This is a genomic window from Aeromicrobium sp. JP4 (assembly GCF_054957925.1).
This window is the reverse complement of sequence record NZ_CM143290.1, coordinates 3,147,810-3,166,706: the sequence shown is the minus strand read 5'-3', so window position 1 is coordinate 3,166,706 and position 18,897 is coordinate 3,147,810. Positions and strand designations below refer to the sequence as shown.

General features: G+C 73.4%; 19 protein-coding genes and 1 riboswitch. Of the genes, 11 read left to right on the top strand and 8 right to left on the bottom strand.

The window, feature by feature from the left end; translation table 11 throughout:
* Positions 1-22: 22 nt before the first annotated feature.
* Positions 23-670: a response regulator transcription factor gene (locus ACY1JX_RS15600; protein ID WP_462564537.1), complete on the bottom strand. Its 648-nt coding sequence runs from the start codon at positions 668-670 to the stop codon at positions 23-25.
* Positions 658-1,902 carry a sensor histidine kinase gene (locus ACY1JX_RS15595; protein WP_462564536.1) on the bottom strand — a complete coding sequence of 415 codons (1,245 nt, stop codon included), beginning with the start codon at positions 1,900-1,902 and terminating at the stop codon, positions 658-660. The genes ACY1JX_RS15600 and ACY1JX_RS15595 overlap by 13 nt, the downstream gene beginning before the upstream one ends.
* 109 nt (positions 1,903-2,011) lie before the next feature.
* On the opposite strand from ACY1JX_RS15595, the gene ACY1JX_RS15590 reads away from it, so the two are divergent.
* Both ACY1JX_RS15590 and ACY1JX_RS15585 read left to right on the top strand, forming a co-directional pair.
* Complete coding sequence (locus tag ACY1JX_RS15590) at positions 2,012-2,740, top strand: ABC transporter ATP-binding protein (protein WP_462564535.1); 729 nt, start codon at positions 2,012-2,014, stop codon at positions 2,738-2,740.
* On the top strand, positions 2,740-5,178 hold the full coding sequence (locus ACY1JX_RS15585; RefSeq protein WP_462564534.1) for an FtsX-like permease family protein: 2,439 nt from the start codon (positions 2,740-2,742) through the stop codon (positions 5,176-5,178). The genes ACY1JX_RS15590 and ACY1JX_RS15585 overlap by 1 nt, the downstream gene beginning before the upstream one ends.
* Here the strand turns inward: ACY1JX_RS15585 and ACY1JX_RS15580 are convergent.
* The 4 genes from ACY1JX_RS15580 to ACY1JX_RS15565 form a co-directional block, all read right to left on the bottom strand.
* Positions 5,173-6,678, bottom strand: a complete 1,506-nt coding sequence (locus tag ACY1JX_RS15580; RefSeq protein ID WP_462564533.1) for a bifunctional hydroxymethylpyrimidine kinase/phosphomethylpyrimidine kinase — start codon at positions 6,676-6,678, stop codon at positions 5,173-5,175. The two genes, ACY1JX_RS15585 and ACY1JX_RS15580, sit on opposite strands and share 6 nt — an antisense overlap.
* On the bottom strand, positions 6,675-7,301 hold the full coding sequence (gene thiE / locus ACY1JX_RS15575; RefSeq protein ID WP_462564532.1) for a thiamine phosphate synthase: 627 nt from the start codon (positions 7,299-7,301) through the stop codon (positions 6,675-6,677). Before thiE ends, ACY1JX_RS15580 begins: the two co-directional genes overlap by 4 nt.
* Positions 7,302-7,321: 20 nt before the next feature.
* Complete coding sequence (gene thiM / locus ACY1JX_RS15570; protein ID WP_462564531.1) at positions 7,322-8,131, bottom strand: hydroxyethylthiazole kinase; 810 nt, start codon at positions 8,129-8,131, stop codon at positions 7,322-7,324.
* Positions 8,122-8,214: riboswitch (TPP riboswitch) on the bottom strand. (Overlaps the previous gene by 10 nt.)
* A gap of 37 nt (positions 8,215-8,251) precedes the next feature.
* Entirely contained in the window at positions 8,252-8,890 is a 639-nt protein-coding gene (locus ACY1JX_RS15565; protein ID WP_462564530.1) for an alpha/beta hydrolase family protein, read from the bottom strand.
* A gap of 176 nt (positions 8,891-9,066) precedes the next feature.
* Here ACY1JX_RS15565 and ACY1JX_RS15560 point away from each other — a divergent pair, with 176 nt between their 5' ends.
* From ACY1JX_RS15560 to ACY1JX_RS15520, 9 genes are all read left to right on the top strand, one after another.
* Positions 9,067-10,794, top strand: coding sequence for a siderophore-interacting protein (locus ACY1JX_RS15560; RefSeq protein WP_462564529.1), 1,728 nt, complete (start codon positions 9,067-9,069; stop codon positions 10,792-10,794).
* Positions 10,795-10,805: 11 nt separating this feature from the next.
* Positions 10,806-11,837 carry a FecCD family ABC transporter permease gene (locus ACY1JX_RS15555; RefSeq protein ID WP_462564528.1) on the top strand — a complete coding sequence of 344 codons (1,032 nt, stop codon included), beginning with the start codon at positions 10,806-10,808 and terminating at the stop codon, positions 11,835-11,837.
* Positions 11,834-12,901: a FecCD family ABC transporter permease gene (locus tag ACY1JX_RS15550; RefSeq protein ID WP_462564527.1), complete on the top strand. Its 1,068-nt coding sequence runs from the start codon at positions 11,834-11,836 to the stop codon at positions 12,899-12,901. The genes ACY1JX_RS15555 and ACY1JX_RS15550 overlap by 4 nt, the downstream gene beginning before the upstream one ends.
* Positions 12,898-13,746 carry an ABC transporter ATP-binding protein gene (locus ACY1JX_RS15545; RefSeq protein WP_462564526.1) on the top strand — a complete coding sequence of 283 codons (849 nt, stop codon included), beginning with the start codon at positions 12,898-12,900 and terminating at the stop codon, positions 13,744-13,746. The genes ACY1JX_RS15550 and ACY1JX_RS15545 overlap by 4 nt, the downstream gene beginning before the upstream one ends.
* Positions 13,743-14,741 (top strand): ABC transporter substrate-binding protein, encoded by a 999-nt coding sequence (locus tag ACY1JX_RS15540; protein ID WP_462564525.1) that lies wholly within the window; start codon positions 13,743-13,745, stop codon positions 14,739-14,741. The genes ACY1JX_RS15545 and ACY1JX_RS15540 overlap by 4 nt, the downstream gene beginning before the upstream one ends.
* 91 nt (positions 14,742-14,832) lie before the next feature.
* On the top strand, positions 14,833-15,084 hold the full coding sequence (locus tag ACY1JX_RS15535) for an alcohol dehydrogenase catalytic domain-containing protein (RefSeq protein ID WP_462564524.1): 252 nt from the start codon (positions 14,833-14,835) through the stop codon (positions 15,082-15,084).
* 23 nt (positions 15,085-15,107) lie between these two features.
* Positions 15,108-15,215, top strand: coding sequence for a zinc-binding dehydrogenase (locus ACY1JX_RS15530; RefSeq protein ID WP_462564523.1), 108 nt, complete (start codon positions 15,108-15,110; stop codon positions 15,213-15,215).
* A gap of 61 nt (positions 15,216-15,276) precedes the next feature.
* A complete protein-coding gene (locus tag ACY1JX_RS15525; protein ID WP_462564522.1) occupies positions 15,277-16,326 on the top strand; it encodes an FUSC family protein in 1,050 nt (349 codons plus the stop codon).
* A gap of 107 nt (positions 16,327-16,433) precedes the next feature.
* Positions 16,434-17,498 (top strand): helix-turn-helix domain-containing protein, encoded by a 1,065-nt coding sequence (locus tag ACY1JX_RS15520; RefSeq protein WP_462564521.1) that lies wholly within the window; start codon positions 16,434-16,436, stop codon positions 17,496-17,498.
* A gap of 9 nt (positions 17,499-17,507) precedes the next feature.
* Here the strand turns inward: ACY1JX_RS15520 and ACY1JX_RS15515 are convergent, their stop codons facing one another.
* Positions 17,508-17,984 carry a TspO/MBR family protein gene (locus ACY1JX_RS15515; RefSeq protein WP_462564520.1) on the bottom strand — a complete coding sequence of 159 codons (477 nt, stop codon included), beginning with the start codon at positions 17,982-17,984 and terminating at the stop codon, positions 17,508-17,510.
* A 127-nt stretch (positions 17,985-18,111) separates the two neighbouring features.
* Positions 18,112-18,801: a DUF981 domain-containing protein gene (locus ACY1JX_RS15510; protein WP_462564519.1), complete on the bottom strand. Its 690-nt coding sequence runs from the start codon at positions 18,799-18,801 to the stop codon at positions 18,112-18,114.
* Between the last annotated feature and the right edge of the window lie 96 nt (positions 18,802-18,897).

Here is an 18,897-nt window from a genome sequence, read left to right as displayed (position 1 = left end):
CGGATGGGTTCGTACCGGGAGCTCAGGAGCCGTCGAGGTAGTGCAGGACGGCCGCGACGCGGCGGTCGGTGTGGTCGTCGGGGGCGAGGTCGAGCTTCATGAAGATGTTGCGGATGTGCTTGTGCACCGCGTTGTCGGTGATGTGCAGCCGCTGCCCGATCGCGGCGTTGCCGAGCCCCTCGGCCATCACCGAGAGCACCTCGCGCTCCCGCGCGGTCAGACGCTCGAGCGGGTCACCGGAGCGCTTCTGCGCGAACAGCTGGGCGACCACCTCGGGGTCGATGGCGGTGCCGCCGTCGGCCACGCGCTGGAGCGCCTCCACGAACGCGTCGACCCGGCCCACGCGCTCCTTGAGCAGGTAGCCCACCCGCTCGGCGCCGTCGGCGAGGAGGTCGGTGGCGAAGCTCTGCTCGACGTACGCCGAGAGCACGAGCACCGCGAGGCCCGGCTGGGCGCGGCGCGCCGCGACCGCGGCCTTGATGCCCTCGTCGGAGTGGGTCGGCGGCATCCGCACGTCGACCACGGCGAGATCGGGGCGGTGCTCGGCCACGGCCGCCAGGAACTCGTCCGGGCCCGCGGTGGCGGCGACGACGTCGAAGCCCTCACCGGCCAGCACCAGGCTGAGGCCCTCGCGCAGCAGGGTGTCGTCCTCGGCGATCACGATCCGCACGGCAGCTCCACCTCCAGCGCGGTCGGCCCGCCGGGTGGACTGCTCAGCCGGGCCTCGCCGTCGAGCGCCTCGACCCGGCGGATGATCCCGGCCAGGCCTGAGCCCGCCGCGGGGTCCGCTCCCCCACGGCCGTCGTCGGCGACACGCACGTGGAGACGACCGCCGTCCAGGCGCACCTCGACCTCGGCGCGGCTGGCGTGGCTGTGTCTGGCCACGTTGGTCAGCGACTCGGCCACCACGAAGTAGGCGGTCGTCTCGACGCTGGCCGGGCACCGCACCGGCACGTCGATCGTGACGGTGCACGGCACCGCGCAGTCGGCGGCCAGGGCCGTGAGGGCTCCGGCGAGTCCGCGATTCTCGAGCACCGGCGGCAGGATCGAGCGGACGACGGCACGCAGCTCGGCGAGCGCCTCCTCCGTCGTGTCCTGGGCCCTCGCGAGGATCTCCTCCGCACGGCCCGGGTCCCGCTCCACCTCGCGTCGCGCGGCGCCGATCAGCACCGCCACGCCGACCACCCGGTTCTGCGCCCCGTCGTGGAGGGCTCGCTCGATGCGACGCAGCTCGACCGCATGGGCGTCGAGGGCGGCCGCGCGGGTCGCGGTGAGCTCGACGACCCGCTGCGAGAGGTCGGCGCCCGGGGCCGGGCCGAGCAGGGCCAGCCCGCTCCGCGACTGCCAGTCGAGCAGCCGCGGCGCGCCGACGAACCAGAGCACCAGCGCGAGCGTGCCGGTCGCGAGACCCCACATCGCCGCGTCGGCGCTGCGGGCGGGGACCAGTCCGTTCAGCAGCTCCTGCTCCCCCGCGCCCACGTGCTTCCACCACAGCGGGTAGGCGAGGTCGTGCACGCCGACGAGCAGCAGCTGCAGGGCGAGCAGGCCGAGGAAGAGCCCGACCGTCCCGTGGATCAGCCCCCACCCGAGCTCGCGGCGGGTGGCCGGGTCCGTCACCTGCTGCTCCGGCTCGCCGGCCACCCGGGGCGGGTCGTCGATGCGGTGGCCGATGCGGCGCAGACGGGTGCGCTCGGCTCCGCTCAGCCACTGCAGCCAGCGCAGCGAGGGCAGGACCAGCGGGCGGCCGATCCGCAGGAACCACAGCACCGCGACCACGATCGCGAAGGGGATCGTGAGGACCGCGAGGAACCCGAGGCCCGCGCCGTACACCGCGTAGCCGGTGCTGCGGAACGCGTCGCGCAGCCGTGCCCGGAGGACTCGTGCCGGCTGTTCGCTGTCCATCGCGTTCACGCTACCGGCCGGCCGACGCGGCGTCGGTACAGCGCGCTGTACCTTCGATCGAGCAGCTGGCTGGATGGGTTCGCGGGTCCGGAATTCCTAGCGTCGAGGCATGAGCCTCCACACTCCCTCGAACCACGCGCTGGAACTGCGCGACGTCACCAAGACCTACGGCACGGTCCACGCCCTGGACCGGGTCAGCCTGCAGGTGCCCCGGGGCACCTTCCTGGCTGTCATGGGCCCCTCCGGGTCGGGCAAGTCGACGCTGCTGCAGTGCGCGGCGGGCCTCGACGTGCCGACCTCGGGGCAGGTCCTCATCGGCGGCCGCGAGATCTCCGGGCTGAACGAGACCCGGCGCACGCTGGTGCGGCGCGACGCCGTCGGCTTCGTCTTCCAGTCGTACAACCTGCTGCCGTCGCTCAGCGTGCGGGAGAACATCACCCTGCCGCTGCGGCTGGCGGGCGCCGAGGGAGACCGCGCCTGGCTGGACCGGGTGGTCGACCGGATCGGCCTGCGCCCGTTACTGGAGCGACGGCCCGCCGAGCTGTCCGGCGGGCAGCAGCAGCGGGCGGCGATCGCCCGGTCGCTCGCGGCCCGGCCCGAGGTGGTCTTCGCGGACGAGCCGACCGGCGCGCTCGACGCCCACACCGCGAGCGACGTGCTCGGGCTGCTGCGCGACCTCGTCGACGACTTCGGCCAGACCGTCGTGATGGTCACCCACGACCCGCGCGCCGCCCACCGCGCCCACGCCACCGTGGTCGTGGCCGACGGACGCATCCGGGAGTACCTCGCCGCACCCACGGCCGAGACGCTCGCCGGCAGCCTGGTCGGGGCCCGGTGATGTCCGCCCGTGCCCTGGCCCGCGGTCATGTCGGTGGGCTCGTGGGGCTCGCCTTCGCGATCCTCGGTGGCAGCGCCTTCATCACGGTGGGAGCGGTGCTGACCGAGACCAGCCTGCGTGCGGAGGTGCCGCCCACGCGCCTGGCGGACGCCGAGATCCTGGTCTCCGCGGCCCAGCGTGTCCCCGTCGTCGAGGACTTCGACGTGCGGCTGCCCGAGCGCGCGACGGTCCCCGCCGACCTCGGTGAGCGGGTCGGTCGAGTTCGCGGGGTCTCGGCCGTGGCGGCCGACGTGGCGCTCCCGCTCTCGATCACCGCTGACGGCGTGACCCGGACCGTCGAGGCGCACCCGTGGCCGGTCGCCGACCTCGGCGACCCGGCGCTGCGCGGCGCGGCCCCCGGCCCGGACGCCGTGGTGGTGGACGAGGAGATCGCCGGGATCGAGGTCGGCGACCGTCTCGCGGTCGGAGTCGGTGAGACACGCCGCAACCTGCTGGTCAGCGGCATCGTCGACGCCCCCGGTGCCGGCGTCCACCTCGCCACGTCGACCGTGAGCGACCTCGCCGCGCTGCCCGGCGGCGCCACCGACCTCCTCGCCATCCGCGTGAGCGACGACGCGGACATCGCCGCCGTCGCCGCCGCGATCGAGGACGTCGTGGGCGGCGAGTACGCCGTGACGACGGGCGACGCACGCGGCGCGGTGGAGTCCCTCGCCGTCGGCAACGCGAGGCTCGAGCTGGTGGCGCTGGCCGCCTCCCTCGCCGGCACCCTGCTGCTCCTGGTCGGCTGCATCGTCGCGAGCGCCATGGCGACCTCGGTCGCGAACCAGCGCCGCGAGCTGGCCCTGCTGCGTGCCGTCGGGGCGACGCCTCGGCAGGTCCGAGGACTCGTGGCGCGGCAGGCCACTGTGGCGGCGGCCTGCGGGCTCGTCCCCGGCGTGGCCCTCGGGTACCTCGCGGCCGGATGGTTCTGCGACCAGCTGGCCGAGCGCGGCGTCCTCCCCGTCGCGATCCCCGTGGTGCACTCACCGATCGCCGGCCTGGTCGTGGCCGCACTGACCCTGGTCGTGGTCCAGCTCGCCGCCCGCGGCGCGACGTTCCGCGCGTCACGGCGCCCGGCGACGGCGGCCATGGGCGACGCCCAGGTCGAGCCGCGGCAGCCGTCGCGGGTGCGCACCGGGCTCGGCCTCGGGCTGGTCGTCCTGTCGCTGGCACCGGCCTTCGGTGCGCTGGTCGTCACCGGCGAGGAGGCCTTCCTCTCCGCCGTGAGCGGGACCCTGCTCGGCATCGTCGGCCTCGCGTTGTGCGGACCCGCGCTGGCGCGTGCCGTCACCGGCCGGCTGGCGGAACGCCATGGCGAGCGAGCCCCCGTCACGCGCTGGCTGGCGCTCCACCAGACCCATGCCTATGCGCTGCGAACCGCCGGCGCGGTGACCGTGCTGGCGCTCGCGTTCGGTCTCACCGTGGCCCAGGTGTACGCCCAGTCCACGCTCGAGCGGGCGACCTCCGCCGAGCAGGCCGCGGGCATGACGGCCGACGCGACCGTCACGGGGGCCCTGACGGCGGCCGACGTCGCCTCGCTCGGTGACACGGCGGGCGTCGACGCGGCGGTGCCGATGGTGTCCACGTCGGTGGTGCGGACGAGCCGGATGCTGGGCGACGCGACGACGGAGCGGTTCCCGGCGCTCGGGCTCGGGCCGGACGCCGATCGCGTGGTCGACCTCGACGTCGCCGCGGGCGACCTGGCCGACCTCCGCGGCGAGACCGTGGCCCTCGACGCCTCGACGGCACGACGGTGGGGTCTCGACGTCGGTGACCGGGTCGAGCTGCGGCTCGCCAACGGCGATCCGGTCAGTCCCGAGGTGGTCGCGACCTACCGGCGCGGCTTCGGTTTCGGCACGGTCGTGGCGTCCACCGAGCTGCTGGCAGCGCACGGGCTCGCGCGCTCGGCGGACGCCGTGCTCGTCTCGGGCGACCCGGCGGCGCTCGACGGCTGGGCGGCGAGCCACCCCGACCACGCGGTCACCGCGGCGACCTCGCTGACCGGCAGCGGGTCGGACCCGCAGCGCTGGATCAACCTGATCGTGCTGCTCCCGATGCTGGGGTACGTGCTGGTCGCCGTGGCGAGCAGCCTGCGCACGACCACGCGGCGCCGGCGTGAGGAGATGTCCACGCTCCGCATGCTCGGTGCCACGCCGCGCCAGATCCGCTCGATGGTCACCCGCGAGGCGCTGCTGCTCGGGAGCCTCGCGATCGCGGCGGGAACGGTGCTCTCCGTGCTGCCGATGTCGATCCTCGGCCTCGGCATCCTCGCGAGGCCCTGGCCCCAGGGACCGCTGTGGGTCATCCCCGCGATCGGCGCCGTCGTGGTGCTCGTCGCGTTGACGTCGGTGCGCGGGGCGACGCGTCGCATCCTGCAGCGGCCGCCGCTCACCTCATGAGGGAACCGGACCGGTCATCCGCAGCGGCGCCTCGAAGAAGGCCAGCTCGTGCTCCGCGGAGACCCGGAAGGCGTGCCACATCGCCTCCCGGGTCACGTCGTCGGCGGACGTCGCCAACTCGGTGGTGATGTCGATCGCCCGCGCCGTCGCCTCGGCGAACGCCGGGTCGCCGTAGGTGCGCAGCCACTCCTGGTACGGGTGCCCGTCGACCGCACGGGCCTGCAGGTCCCGCCCGAGGTCGGCGTAGATCCAGTAGCAGGGCAGCACCGCAGCGGCCAGGACGCGATGGTCGCCGCGGGCCGCCGTCGCCAGCAGGTGGTCGAGGTAGGCCGTGGTCGCCGGCCCGGGAGGCGGCGGCTCCACGTCGCCGAGCCAGTCGGCGTGCAGCTGCAGCTCGGTGACCAGCGCACCGTGGGCTCCGGCGGCCCAGAACGACTGCTCGTCCAGGGTGGGCGCGAGCCGGCTGGCCTCGGACAGCACGCGGGCGTAGTCGCGGAGGTACAGCGCGTCCTGCGCGAGGTAGACGCCGAAGGCCTCCTTGGAGAGTGACCCGTCGGCCAGGCCACTGACGAAGGCGGACTCGGCGATCGCGGCACGCACGTCCCGCACGCCGTCCCACCACTGGTCCCGCACCTCGTCCGCGGTGGGCCGGGTGACCGTCCCGCCGCGAGCCCACATCCCGGCGAAGTGGCTGATCGGACCGTGACCCCGGCCGACCTCGAGCGACGCTCCGTGGCGGATGCTCTCGGTCAGCCACCGCTTCGCCTCGGCGGTCGCCGGCTCCCACGACCCGAGACGGGCTCGGTGCGTGGCCACGGCAGAGGACAGCGAGCAGCCCGTCCCGTGCGTGTTGGTCGTCGCGATCCTGGCTCCGGGGAACTCCACGACCTCACGGCCGCCGAGCCGGGTGCCGCCCACGTCGACGAGCGCGTCCGGCACGGCGTCGCCCTCGACGTGCCCGCCCTTCGCCAGGACGACGACGTCGTGGGTCGCCGAGACCTCCCGCGCCTGCTCCAGCACGTCCAGCCACCGGGCCGCCGGAGCACGCCCCGCCAGGACCGCGAGCTCGGCCACGTTCGGCGTGATCAGGTGCGCCAGTGGCAGGAGATCGCGCAGCGCCTGCTCGGCGTCGGCGTCGAGCAGGCGGTCGCCGCTCGTGGCGATCATGACCGGGTCGATCACGACCACCGGCGGTCGGGTCCGGCGAAGCCACGCCCCGACCGTCTCGATCACCTCGCGGCCTGCCAGCATCCCGATCTTCACCGCGTCCACGGTCACGTCGTCGCTGACCGCGTCCAGCTGCTCGGCGAGGAAGTCGGTCGGCGGCACGTGGACCGAGCGGACGCCCCGGGTGTTCTGGGCCACCAGCGCCGTGACCACCGCCATGCCGTAGCCACCCGCGGCGGCGATGCTCTTCAGGTCGGCCTGGATCCCCGCGCCGCCCGTCGGGTCGGTGCCCGCGATGGCGAGCACGCGCGGCACACGGTTCCCGCCGCTCATGCGACGCCTGCCCAGGCCGCCGCGAACTCCGCGGCCGCGCGCCGCGGGTCCTCCGCGGCGCAGATGCCGGAGACCACGGCGGCTCCCGCCGCACCGGCGGCCCGCAGCGGAGCCACGTCGGCGAGCCTGATCCCGCCGATCGCGACGGTCGGCAGCTGCGTCGACCGCGCGAGCTCGGCGAAGCCCGCCACCCCCAGGGGCGGTGGCGCGTCGGTCTTGGTGGCGGTCTGCCGGACCACCCCCACCCCGACATAGTCGACGCGACCGGGGTCGGCGGCGGCCGCTGCGAGCTCGGCGGGAGTCGCCGCGCTCACGCCGATCACCGCGCCCTCCCCCACCAGCCGACGCACGAGCGAGGGCGGCAGGTCGGACTGCCCGACGTGCACACCCGTCACCCGGGCACCCGCGGCACGTGCGGCCAGGAACACGTCGACCCGGTCATTGACGATCAGGGCGACGTCGTCGGGCAGCGCACGCGACACGGCCAGCACGATCTCGAGGAACCGCGCGGCCGGCAGGTCCTTCTCGCGCACCTGAACGGTCGTCACTCCCCCGGCCACCGCCTCGGCCACGGTCTCGGCGATGTCGCGTCCCCGCGAGGCGGCCAGGGCACTGTCGGTCACCAGGTACACCGAGAGGTCCGTCATGACAGCCGCGCCCGCGCCGCGAGGTCGGCCGCGCCGACCGAGTCCAGTGCGTCGATGAACGAGACGGCGAAGCTGCCGGGACCTGCACTGCGTTCGGCCGCCAGCTCCGCGGCCACGGTGTAGACCGTGACGGCCGCGACCGTAGCCGTGAACGCGTCCTCGGTGACCGCGGCGAACGCGGCCATCACCGCCCCGAGCGCACAGCCACCACCCGTGACCTTGGTCAGGAGCACGTCCCCGTTGGCGATCCGCACGACGCGCTCGCCGTCGGTCACGGCGTCGACCGGCCCGGACACGGCGACGACGCCCCCGGTGGTGGAGGCGAGCTTCCGGGCCAGGTCCAGCGCCCCGTCGACGTCGTCGGTGGAGTCGACGCCGCGGCCTCCGGCACCCGCGCCCGCCACCGCAATGATCTCCGAGGCGTTGCCCCGGATCACCGTCGGCCGCAGGTCGCGCAGCCGGTGGGCGAACGGGGTGCGGACCGGGAGGGATCCGACCGCCACGGGGTCGAGCACCCACGGCGTGCCGGCCCCCGCAGCGGCCGAGGCCGCCTCGAGCATGGCCTCACGCTGCTCCCCGGCCGGGGTGCCGAGGTTGATCAGCACCCCGCCGGCGACGGTGGCGAACGGTCCGGCCTCCTCGGGCACGTCGACCATCGCGGGGGCGGCGCCCACGGACAGCAGGGCGTTGGCGGTGAAGTTCACCACGACGCTGTTGGTGAGGCACTGCACCAGGGGCGCGTCCGCGCGCACCCGGGCCAGGGCTTCAGTGGTGGAGGTGAGCAGGTCTTCAGGCGTGCGCGACATCGCGACATCCCTTCGCTAGTGCGAACTAGATCAGGTTCGACGGGTGTGATCTCAGCCCCGGCGGGGCACCCCGTGTCTTGGCGCTCACAGGCTAGCGCCATGCCTTCGTCGTGCCGACGCCTAGCCCAGCGCTGCGACGAACTCCGCGACGAAGCGGTCCTGGAAGGCGTCGTGGTCCAGGCCCGGCGTGGGCACCTTGTTCGACGGCAGCGGCGACATGAAGTCGAAGTGACCGACGCCCTCGGAGCGACGCAGGTCGAGCCCGGCGGGCGCCGGGCGCAGCACCTCGGCCGACTCCGGCGGCGTCACGGTGTCCTCCGAACCGACGAAGGCGGTGATCGGCACGGCCACCTCGTCGAGGGCATCGGGTCCGCTGAACCAGCCGGCCGCGGGCGCGAGCACGATGACGCGGGAGACCCGCGGCTCTGAGGGGACCTCGAACGCCTCGCCCCGGTGGTTGCGCGGCTGGGCTCCGGCGAGGCAGAGCGCCGCGCAGCCACCCAGGGAGTGACCCGCCGCGACGACGGGGAGGTCATCCCGCCTGATCTCCGTCAGCGGCACCCGAAGCGCGGACACGCGCTCACGCACCACATCGTCGGTGAAGACCTCGGTCAGGTGGTGGGCCGGGGCGGCCACGATGAAGCCCGCGTCGGCCGCGGCGCGCAGGAGCCGCTCGTAGCGGGTCGGGTCGCCACCGGCTCCGGGGGCGAAGAGCAGGATGCCTCGGGGATCGTCGGACGTCAGCAGGATCGGCGTCATGGTCACGACCCTAGGCGGATCCGCGGGGTGAGACACCCCTGCGCGTCGCCGGAGAAAGGTGAGGCTACCCTTCCTATGTTGTTGTCTTCGACCCGCTCGGGAGTCTCCGGATGCCTCGTACGTCCCGCCCGCTGACCATTCATCCGATCGTCCTGCGCAGGGCCGAGGTGACGCGAGTGGTTGACGTCAGCCCCAACCTGCGGCGTCTCACGCTCGCAGGTCCAGACCTCGCCGAGGGCGTCATGGGAGAGGGATTCGCGCGCCCCGCCTTCTCCTCGACTGGGTTCGACGACCACGTGAAGATGGTCGTCCCGCCCGCCGACGGCGGCCTGCCCCGAGCCGGGACGCAGGAGGAGCGACGCTTCGCGTGGAACCCCGAGGTGCTCGAGTTCACCCGCGACTACACCGTCCGCGGCTGGGACCCGGACGCCGGCACCTTCGACGTCGAGGTCGTCCGACACGAGCACGGCCTGGCCGCCGAGTGGGCATTCCGCGCCGCGCCGGGCGATGCCATCCACTTCGCCGGCCCCAAGTCCTGCGCCGGGGTCAACCACGACGCCGACTGGCACCTGATCGCCGGCGACGAGACGGCCCTGCCCGCGGTCGCGCGGTGGCTCGAGGAGGCTCCCGAGGACGTGCGCGGGCACGCCATCGTGGAGGTGCCGACCGAGGCAGACCGCCTCGACCTCCGCAGGCCCGCCGGCGTGACCCTCGAGTGGCTGGTGCGCGGCGAGGTCCCTGCCGGGCACAGCCGCCAGCTCGATGCCGCGGTGCGCCGGTTCACTCCCCCACCCGGTCGCGGCTTCGCGTGGATCGCCGGCGAGGCGATGACGATCGCGCCCCTGCGGCGCTACCTGCGCAACGACCTGGGACTGCCGAAGGAGGACGTCGAGGTCGTCGGGTACTGGCGACGGATGGCCTCGCCCGAGGAGACGGTCGTGCAGCCCGCGGAGCGCGACGACGCCGAGCGGCTCGTCCCCCCGGCACCCGCCGCCGAGGAGTCCGCCCGCGCCGTGCTCGAGGACGTCCACGAGATGACCGAGCTGGCGCCGCCCATCGTCACGCGCGTCGCCGTGACCCTCGGGATCAACCCGGCCGTCGCCCGTGGCGCCGACACCGTCGCGGCGCTCGCCGAAGCCACCGGGATCGCCACCGAGAGGCTCGCACCGCTGCTGGACGCGATGACCGCCCTCGACCTGCTCGAGCACGACGGCAAGGCCTACCGGAACACCTCGCGGGGTGCCGTCCTCATGGAGGAGCACTCCATCGACGCGCTCGACCTCGACGACCCGGCGAACCGTGACGCGCTCGCGCTGGTCGACCTGCTCGACGTGCTTCGCAGCGGCCGCCCGTCGGCGCGCTCCGGCTCCGACGCCTGGCGCGACCGACGCGCCGCCGATCCGGCACTGCAGGCGGGCTACGACACGCGAGCCGCCGACGAGCTGCAGTACGTCCTGCAGCACCTGGCCGACCTGGGCCCCGTGAAGGCCGCGCGCACCCTGGCCGTCTCCGGGGACGCCGCGGCGCTGGTCGCCTCCTCGATCGCCGCCGGCCGCACCGTCCACCTCCCCGGCGAGGACGTCGCGCAGTGGCCGGCCCACGACTGCGCCGTGCTGGTCGGGGCCCTCGAGGGCCGCACCGACGTCGACGCGCTGCGCGTCCTGCGCGCCGCCCTGTCCGCCGGCACCACCGTCGTGCTGTCCGAGCGGGTCGCCGACGGAGCCGACGAGGACGACCACGTCGCCGAGCACGCGCTGACCAGCCTGGCGCTGAGCGGACTGCCGCTGCGCACCCGGGACGAGCTGACGGCCCTGCTGCGCCGCGCCGGTGCGAGCGAGGTCGAGCGCGAGGTGCTGGGTTGGGGCTTCGGCCAGCTGTCCCGCGTCCTCGTCGCGCAGGCCTGAGCGGAGCCCGGATGACGACGACGGCCCAGGCGCGCGCGGACACGTCCCGCCGCGTGCGCATGCCGCTCGCGGTCCTCGGGCTGTCGGTGGCGCTGCTGGTCGCGGTCGCCGCGAGCCTCCTCGTCGGCACCGAGTCCATCGCGCCCCACCGCGCACTGGCCGGCCTGCTCGGGCGCGGCGACGCCGAGGCGGAGGCGCTGATGCAGTCCTACCGGCTGCCCCGCACGCTCGTCGCGATCTGGGTGGGCGCGGCGCTGGGCACGGCTGGCGCGCTCATCCAGGCCTACACGCGCAACCCGCTGGCCGATCCCGGGATTCTCGGCGTCAACGACGGCGCTGCGCTCGGGGTGACCGTGGCGGTCGCGGTCGGGGCCACCGGAGCGGTCGGCACCCTCGTGTGGCCCGCCCTCGTCGGCGCCGGGCTGGCCACCCTCGCGGTCCTCTTGCTCGCCGCCACCGGCCGCGGACCCGCCACTCCCGTGCGCATGACCTTGGCCGGCGTCGCACTGGCCGCCGTCCTGGCCGGCGTGGCCACCGCGATCCGGCTCAGCGATCCCGAGACCTTCGAGCGCTTCCGCTCCTGGGCGGCGGGGTCGGTTGCCGGCCGCTCGCTCGACGACCTGGCCGGAGTCGTTCCCTACGTCCTCGCCGGCCTGGTCCTGGGGCTCGGGCTGTTGAAGGCGCTCAACGCGGTCGCCCTCGGTGACGACGTCGCGGCCTCGCTCGGCGTGGACCCGCGACGCACCCGGCTGCTGACCGTGCTCTCGGTGACCCTGCTGGTCGGCTCGGCCACCGCCGTGGCCGGACCGATCTGGTTCCTCGGACTGATGGTGCCGCACGTGTGCCGCCTGCTCGTCGGCAACGACCACGCCCGGATCGTCCCGCTGTCGATGCTGGCGGCACCGACGATCCTGCTCCTGGCCGACACGCTCGCCCGGGTGGCGGTGCCGCTGCGGGAGATGCCGGTCGGCGTCGTCACCGCGTTCGTGGGCGCACCTGTGCTGATCTGGCTCATCTCCCGTCGGCAGGTGCCCACCCAGTGATCACCCGTTCGCCCGCCGAGCAGGGCTTCCTCGTGGTGCGAGCGCCCCGTGTCCTCGCGATCTCCGGGCTCGTCCCGGTGCGTGCGGTGCTGGGCTGCGCGGCCCTGCTGGTCGCCACGCTCGTCGTGACGGGCGCGTGCCTGATGCTCGGCGAGGTCACCTTCTCCCCGACGGAGGTCGGCCAGGCCCTCTTCGGGGACGCGGCCCGCGACGTCGAGCTGTTCGTCGTGCAGTGGCGGCTCCCTCGAGCGCTGGCTGCCGCCGCGTTCGGGGCCATGCTCGGCGTGGCCGGCGCGATCTTCCAGACCGTCACGCGCAATCCGCTGGGCAGCCCCGACATCATCGGCTTCACCGCGGGAGCCTCCGCCGGCGGTGTCATGATGATCGCCCTCGTCGGGTCGAGCTACCTGCTGGTGACGTGCGGTGCGGTCGTCGGCGGCCTCGTCGTCGCGCTCGCTGTCCTGATGCTCGCGCGCGGCGGGGGTGTGGCGGGCTTCCGGCTCGTGATCGTCGGCATCGCCCTGAGCGCGATGCTCAACTCCGCGCAGACCTGGATCGTGCTGACCGCGGACCTCGAGCTGGCCCGGGTCGCCGCCGTGTGGGGATCGGGGTCCCTCAACGGGGCGAGCTGGGAGTACACGGGGCCTGCCCTGGTCGCGGGTCTCGTCGTGATGGTGCTCACCGGCGCCCTGCTGAGCCGACCGCTCGGACTCCTCGACCTCGGCGAGGACACCTCGGCGGCACTCGGTGTGCCGCCAGCGCGCACCCGGCTGGTCGCGGTGCTCGTCGGTGTCCTGCTCGTCGCGATCGCCACCGCGGCGGCCGGACCGATCGCCTTCGTCGCCCTCGCGGCACCCCACGTCGGCCGCCGCGTCGCCGGCACGAGCGGCGCGTCCATCGCCCCGGCGGCGTGCGCGGGTGCCTTCCTGCTCGCGAGCGCCGACCTCGTCGCCCAGCACGCCATCCCCGACCGCTCACTGCCCGTGGGCGTCGTCACGATCGCCCTCGGCGGCCTCTACCTCGTCTCGCTGCTCGTCCGCGAGAGCCGGAAGGGAACCCTGTGAACCACACCGACCTCGACCGTCCCGCCGCCCTGCGCGCCCGGGACCTCACGATGGGCTACGACGGGCGCATCGTGGGCGAGCACCTCGACCTGGCCGTGCCCGAGGGCGCCTTCACCGTGATCATCGGGCCCAACGCGTGCGGCAAGTCCACGCTGCTGCGGTCGCTGGCGCGGCTGCTCAGGCCGTACGAGGGCGCGGTGCTGCTCGACGGCAAGGACATCCACCGGATGCGCGGCAAGGATGTCGCCACCCGGCTCGGGCTGTTGCCGCAGTCGGCCGTGGCGCCTGCCGGCATCACGGTGTTCGACCTCGTGCGCCGCGGCCGCTACCCCCATCAGGCGATCCTCACCCGCTGGAGCGAGGAGGACGAGCGCACCGTCCGCCGCGCGCTCGAGCAGACCGACCTCGTCGACCTGGCCGACCGGCCCATCGACGAGCTCTCCGGGGGTCAGCGCCAGCGGGCCTGGGCCGCGATGACCCTTGCGCAGGACAGCCGGATCCTGCTGCTGGACGAGCCGACGACGTTCCTCGACATCGCCCACCAGATCAGCCTGCTCGACCTCTTCGCCACCCTCAACCGGCGCGACGGCCGCACGGTCGTCGCCGTCCTGCACGACATCAACCATGCCGCCCGGTACGCCGATCACCTCGTGGTGATGTCGTCGGGCCGCATCGTCGCGCAGGGACCGCCGACCACCGTCCTGACCACCGAGCTGCTCGCGGACGTCTTCGACATCGACGCCGCGATCATCGAGGACCCGCTCAACGGCGGCCCTCACGTCATCACCCGTCACCACGGGCACTCCGCGCACGTGGACGACCCGATCCGAAAGGTCACCGTATGAAGACCCTCCCCACCTCGCGAGCCCGGCGCGGCCGCGTCGTCCTGACCACCGCCGCCGCGGCGCTCGCCCTCACCCTGGGCGCCTGCGGCTCCGACTCGGCGGCCTCCGGCGACGACGCCGAGACCCGCACCGTGACCGACGCCCTCGGCAACGAGGTGAAGGTGCCGCAGGAGCCGAAGCGCGTCGCGACGCTGCACTACGCCGCGACGCAGCCGGTCCTCGACCTGGGCCTCACACCGGTCGGCCAGGGAACGTATGAGGACGGGATCATCCCCGAGGACCTCGTCGAGACCGTCGCCGACGTGCCGGTCGTCACCAACGACGCCACCGAGCCGCAGCTCGAGAAGATCACGGGGGTGGATCCCGACCTGATCCTGGCTCCGAACGTGCTCGAGGAGGAGGTCCTCAAGCAGCTCGAGGCCATCGCGCCGGTCTACGTGTTCACGCTCCGCGGAGGCGACCGCGCGAACTGGGCGCAGCGCACCGAGGAGATCGCGGACGCGCTCAACGCCACCGATCAGGTCGACGAGCTCGCAGCCGACTTCACGAAGCGCCAGGAGGAGATCGCGACGACCTACGCCGACGTCATCGAGGGCAGGTCCGTCGGCGTCATCGGGGCCTACGAGGAGAACAACTTCTACGCCTGGGGCGAGAAGAACATGAGCGGCACGCTGCTGGCACCGCTCGGCTTCACGTGGTCGGAACAGGAGAACGCCGTCGTCTCGAAGGAGAAGGAGCCCGAGGCCACGGTCTCCTTTGAGAAGATCGCGTCGACCGTCGGCGACGCCGACATCCTCTTCCTCGACTCGAACCTGCGCGAGGAGGTCAACCCGTTCATGGAGGCGCTGCAGGGCACGAAGCTCTACCAGCAGCTGCCCGCGGTGAAGGCCGACCGTGCCTACGTCATGGGCAAGAACACGGTCGCCGGCTACACCGACGCCCACTACAGCCTCGACCGCGTCGAGGACGCGCTCAAGGACCTGCAGGCGAAGTAGCCGCTGGGGCAGCGGGCCGGCGTCGTCACGGCGCCGGCCGGTTGCTGTCTGCACTTGACCTCAACTCCGGTTGAGGTTGTCCCATGGGCTCATGCACGCGATACGACACCACGAGTTCGGTCCCGCCGACGTCCTGCGCCTGGAGACCCTCCCCGATCCGGAGCCGGCACCAGGCCAGATACGCATCGCCGTCGAGGCGGCCGGGGTGCACCTGCTCGACACCTCCATCCGCGCCGGCGAGGCGTTCGGTGCCGGACCGGCGCCTGAGCTGCCGCTCGTCCCCGGCCGCGAGGTGGCGGGCGTGGTCGACCGCATCGGCCCGGACGTCGACCCCGAGCGCTGACCGCCGCGGCGGACGGGACCCGCGTGCCGCACGTCGGGACGGTGCTGACCCTCGCCGAGGCGGCCGAGGCCCACCGGGCCCTCGAGACACGAGCCGCGGTGGGGAAGGTCGCGCTGGTGGTGCCGCGCTGATCCAGCGGGCCGCCCGGCATTCCGACGTGCCCGTCTTGCCGCCGCGTGCCACGGTGAAGGGATGAAAACAGCGCGCGCGTGGCTCCTCGACCGGTGGGTGAATCACCCACGGATCGCCCTCGCGCTGCGCGCGGCCGTCGCCGCCGCGATTGCCTGGATCCTCGTGCGGTTCGTCCCCGGCTCGCAGGACTACCCGTACTACGCGCCGTTCGGCGCGATCATCGCGACGACGTCGACCCTGGCCGGCTCGGTGCGCGAGTCGCTGCAGGCGGTCGGCGCGATCGTCGTCGGCGGCGTCATCGCCTGGCTGGTCGACACCGCGACGGGCGACAACGTCGCGGCGTTCACCCTGGCGATCGTCGTCGCACTGTCGGTCAGCGTGGCCGGGTGGCGCGTGCTGGGCGCCATGGGCGGCTGGGCCCCCACGGCCGCGGTCTTCACGCTGATCATCGGCCACGGCGAGGCGCAGTTCATCGGCGCGTACGGGGGCCTCACCCTGTTCGGCGCGCTCGTGGGGATCGTCGTCAACATGGTCGCGCCGCCGCTGCCGCTGGCTCCGGCACGGGCGGCGGTCGGCCGCACGCGCGAGGTGCTCGCGGAGCAGCTGCGCGAGATCGCCGACCTCATGGTCGAGCACGATCTCCCGACCCTCGACCAGTGGCACCGCGAGCACTCCGAGCTCCGGCGCGCCCGGACCGAGATGCGCGACGCCGTCTCACAGGTCCACGAGTCGCTCACCGCGAACGCGCGGGCGCGACGCCACCGCGACGCCCTCGCGGTCCTCACCGAGGAGGCCGACGGCCTCGACCGCATCTCCCTGCTGGTGTCCGACATCAGCGACCTCCTCCTGCGTCCTCACGGCGTGCCGGGTGACCCGTCGACGCAGACCGTGCTGAGCGACGACGTCCGCGAGCCGATCGCCCGGGCCATGCACCGGGTCGCCGACGCACTGGACGCCTACGGGCACGGCGCGGAGGTCGACCCCCGACTCGAGGCGGCCGACACCGAGCTCACCGCGCTGCTCGAGACCCGGGCCGGCGAGACCCACGAGCAGCTGCTCGTCCACAGCGTCGTGCTGTCCCTGCGACGCGCGCTCGACACCTTCTCCTGATCCCCGTCGGGGGCATCGCCGCAGGTCAGGGGCACAGGCTTGACGGTCGAGTCGCGATTCGGCCCCGGAATTCCATCGACCGGCTCCCGCGCTGGTTGACTCGGATCATGACATCGTCGAAGAAGGCATTCGGTCAGTTCGTGACCGTGAAGCGGAAGGCCGCCGGCCTGACGCAGGCAGGGCTGGCAGAGCGTCTGTTCGTCACCGAGTCAGCGGTCTCCAAGTGGGAGCGTGGGGTCTCCTACCCCGACATCTCCATGGTCGCGCCGCTCGCCGAGCACCTCGGCGTGAGCGAGGGCGAGCTGATCCGGGCCAGCGACGACGTCGTGGCGGCACGGGTGGACCGCGAGGCGCGCTTCTACCGCCGGTGGCGCGCGGGGATCCTGTGGACGACCGCGATCAGCTACGCCGTCGCGCTCGTCACGTGCCTCATCGTGAACCTCGCCGTCGAGCAGACCCTGAGCTGGTTCTGGATCGTCCTGGCGTCCGTGGGGGTGGCCTTCAGCCTCACGACGCTCCCGCTGGTCGTCACGGAACGCCGGGTCCCGACCGTGGTCGGTGCCTTCCTAGTCAGCCTCATCGCGACGTTCACCGTCGCGTGGGCCATGAATGGGCGCGGCGAGTGGCTGCCCACCGCCGTCGGGGCGGTGCTGCTCGCCGTCGTGGTGGTCCTCGGCCCGCTGGCGTTGCGCCACGCTCCCCTGCCCGCTCCGTGGTCGCGGCACGAGGTCGTGATCGCGCTGGCGCTCGACACGGTCGCACTCGTGGCCTTCCTGTTCGTGGTCATGCTCGCCACCGACCAGCTCGACACGTGGTGGAGCCAGACCGTCCCGATCACCGCCCTAGCCCTGGCCTACGCGTGGGTCGTCGCCCTCGTGGTCTGCTACCTGCCGGCTCCTCGCCTGATCCGCGCCGCCGTCGTCATCGGCTTCAGCGGGGTCTACACGTGGCTCTTCCAGACCGCCGTCGGTCGGATCCTGGGCGAGTCCCGCCAGCCCGTCGACCTCAGCCGCTGGCGGGACCCGTACATCAACGGCAACGTCTCCCTCCTCGTGCTGGTGGCCTGCCTCGCGATCGCGGCGGCCCTCGTCGTGGTGTCCGCCGTGCAGGCGTCACGCGAGCGGCGCCCCGCGCCCGCGGTGGACGCGCACGGCATGCACGGCGCGTCGTGACCGCGTCGCTCAGTGGTGACGGTTGCTGCGCCAGATCGCCGCGGTGAGGACGGTCGCGAAGCCGCTCCACAGCGTGTAGGGCACCAGCGCCCAGCCGGCGCGGGGCGAGGCCGCCCCGGCGGTGCGCGCGAGGTCGGCCGAGCTCGCCGCCAGCGCGCCCGCCACCGCGATCGACGGCACGAGCCTCTGTCCTCGGAAGAACACGCAGCACCAACCGGCGTTGAGCGCCATGTTGAGGCCGAGCCTCAACCGGTACCTGTTCGCGTCGGCCGGCGTCATCCTCGACTGCGCGTCCAGCGAGGCTGCGCCGATCGAGGCGTAGAGCGCCCTCCACACGACACCGAACACCGGTCCCGGCGGCTGGATCGAGGGCTTACGCAGCGTCCGGTACCAGAGGCTCTTCATGCCGGTCGAGGTCGCGACGGATCCGAGGGCCGCCGCGGCCACGGGGAACGCCGCGCTGCTGACGAGGGTTCGGGGCTCCATCCGGCCACGCTAGGCCGACCCCGCGTGCCCCGCGACTCGACCGGACCGACGACTGAGCCTCCCCGACGACGCAGGGCGGGCAGTGCGCTCTCGCGACACCACCCGCCCCTTGGAGGACGTCAGCCACTCACCACTTGTAGTTCGTGCCGTACTCGATGTTGTGGTACATCCCAATGTGCGTGTAGAAGTTCATCGCACCGAACAGCAGGAACACGACGCCGCCGACGACGAAGGCCCACACGACCCAGCGCAGGAGTTGCGGACGGTTGGTCCACAGCGCGAGCGCGAACAGCAGCGCGCCGACCGCGACGATGCCCCACAGGCCACCGAGGAACAGCGCCTCGAGGATCGGCAGGTGGCCGAAGCGGCCGCTGATGGGCTCCTCCGGCGGAGCGGCGCCCAGCTGGAAGCGGACGAACGTGATGGCCAGAACGGCCATGCCGAGGCCGAGCGCGCCGACGAAGATCGCGGCGGGCTTCACGGCCTCGATGACGGACTCGCGGACCACCTCGGCCTCGCCGACGAACAGTGAGCGGTTGCGCCACAGGTAGATCGCGGCGAACAGCAGGAGCGCGCCGAAGGCGGCCGCGGGCTGGCCGAAGGCGATGTTGGCGTACTCGAAGCCCTCGCCGCCGAACGGCCAGGTCACGGTCGTGTGCACGCCCAGGACGAACAGCAGGAGGCCGGTGAGGCCGAAGAACGCCGCCCACCCCTCGCTGTCGATGCGCTTTCCGCGCAGCAGATGGTTCAGGAAGACCGCCACCCCGATCAGGCCGGCGCCCGAGGCGACCGCCACGATCTCGTTGTAGACGACCACGTTGCCCACTTCCTTTCGTGGAGGAGAAGCGACAGCGTCGCCTAGTTGAAGTTTCAACTAAGAGTCTACGCCGCCGCACGTCGGAAGTGAAATCGC

Bases quoted from the DNA above. Each gene is read 5' to 3' on its own strand.
- ACY1JX_RS15595 (WP_462564536.1), bottom strand. From the start codon at position 1,902: ATGGACAGCGAACAGCCGGCACGAGTCCTCCGGGCACGGCTGCGCGAC.
- ACY1JX_RS15590 (WP_462564535.1), top strand. From the start codon at position 2,012: ATGAGCCTCCACACTCCCTCGAACCACGCGCTGGAACTGCGCGACGTC.
- ACY1JX_RS15585 (WP_462564534.1), top strand. From the start codon at position 2,740: ATGTCCGCCCGTGCCCTGGCCCGCGGTCATGTCGGTGGGCTCGTGGGG.
- ACY1JX_RS15580 (WP_462564533.1), bottom strand. From the start codon at position 6,678: ATGAGCGGCGGGAACCGTGTGCCGCGCGTGCTCGCCATCGCGGGCACC.
- thiM (WP_462564531.1), bottom strand. From the start codon at position 8,131: ATGTCGCGCACGCCTGAAGACCTGCTCACCTCCACCACTGAAGCCCTG.
- ACY1JX_RS15565 (WP_462564530.1), bottom strand. From the start codon at position 8,890: ATGACGCCGATCCTGCTGACGTCCGACGATCCCCGAGGCATCCTGCTC.
- ACY1JX_RS15555 (WP_462564528.1), top strand. From the start codon at position 10,806: ATGACGACGACGGCCCAGGCGCGCGCGGACACGTCCCGCCGCGTGCGC.
- ACY1JX_RS15540 (WP_462564525.1), top strand. From the start codon at position 13,743: ATGAAGACCCTCCCCACCTCGCGAGCCCGGCGCGGCCGCGTCGTCCTG.
- ACY1JX_RS15535 (WP_462564524.1), top strand. From the start codon at position 14,833: ATGCACGCGATACGACACCACGAGTTCGGTCCCGCCGACGTCCTGCGC.
- ACY1JX_RS15525 (WP_462564522.1), top strand. From the start codon at position 15,277: ATGAAAACAGCGCGCGCGTGGCTCCTCGACCGGTGGGTGAATCACCCA.
- ACY1JX_RS15520 (WP_462564521.1), top strand. From the start codon at position 16,434: ATGACATCGTCGAAGAAGGCATTCGGTCAGTTCGTGACCGTGAAGCGG.
- ACY1JX_RS15515 (WP_462564520.1), bottom strand. From the start codon at position 17,984: ATGGAGCCCCGAACCCTCGTCAGCAGCGCGGCGTTCCCCGTGGCCGCG.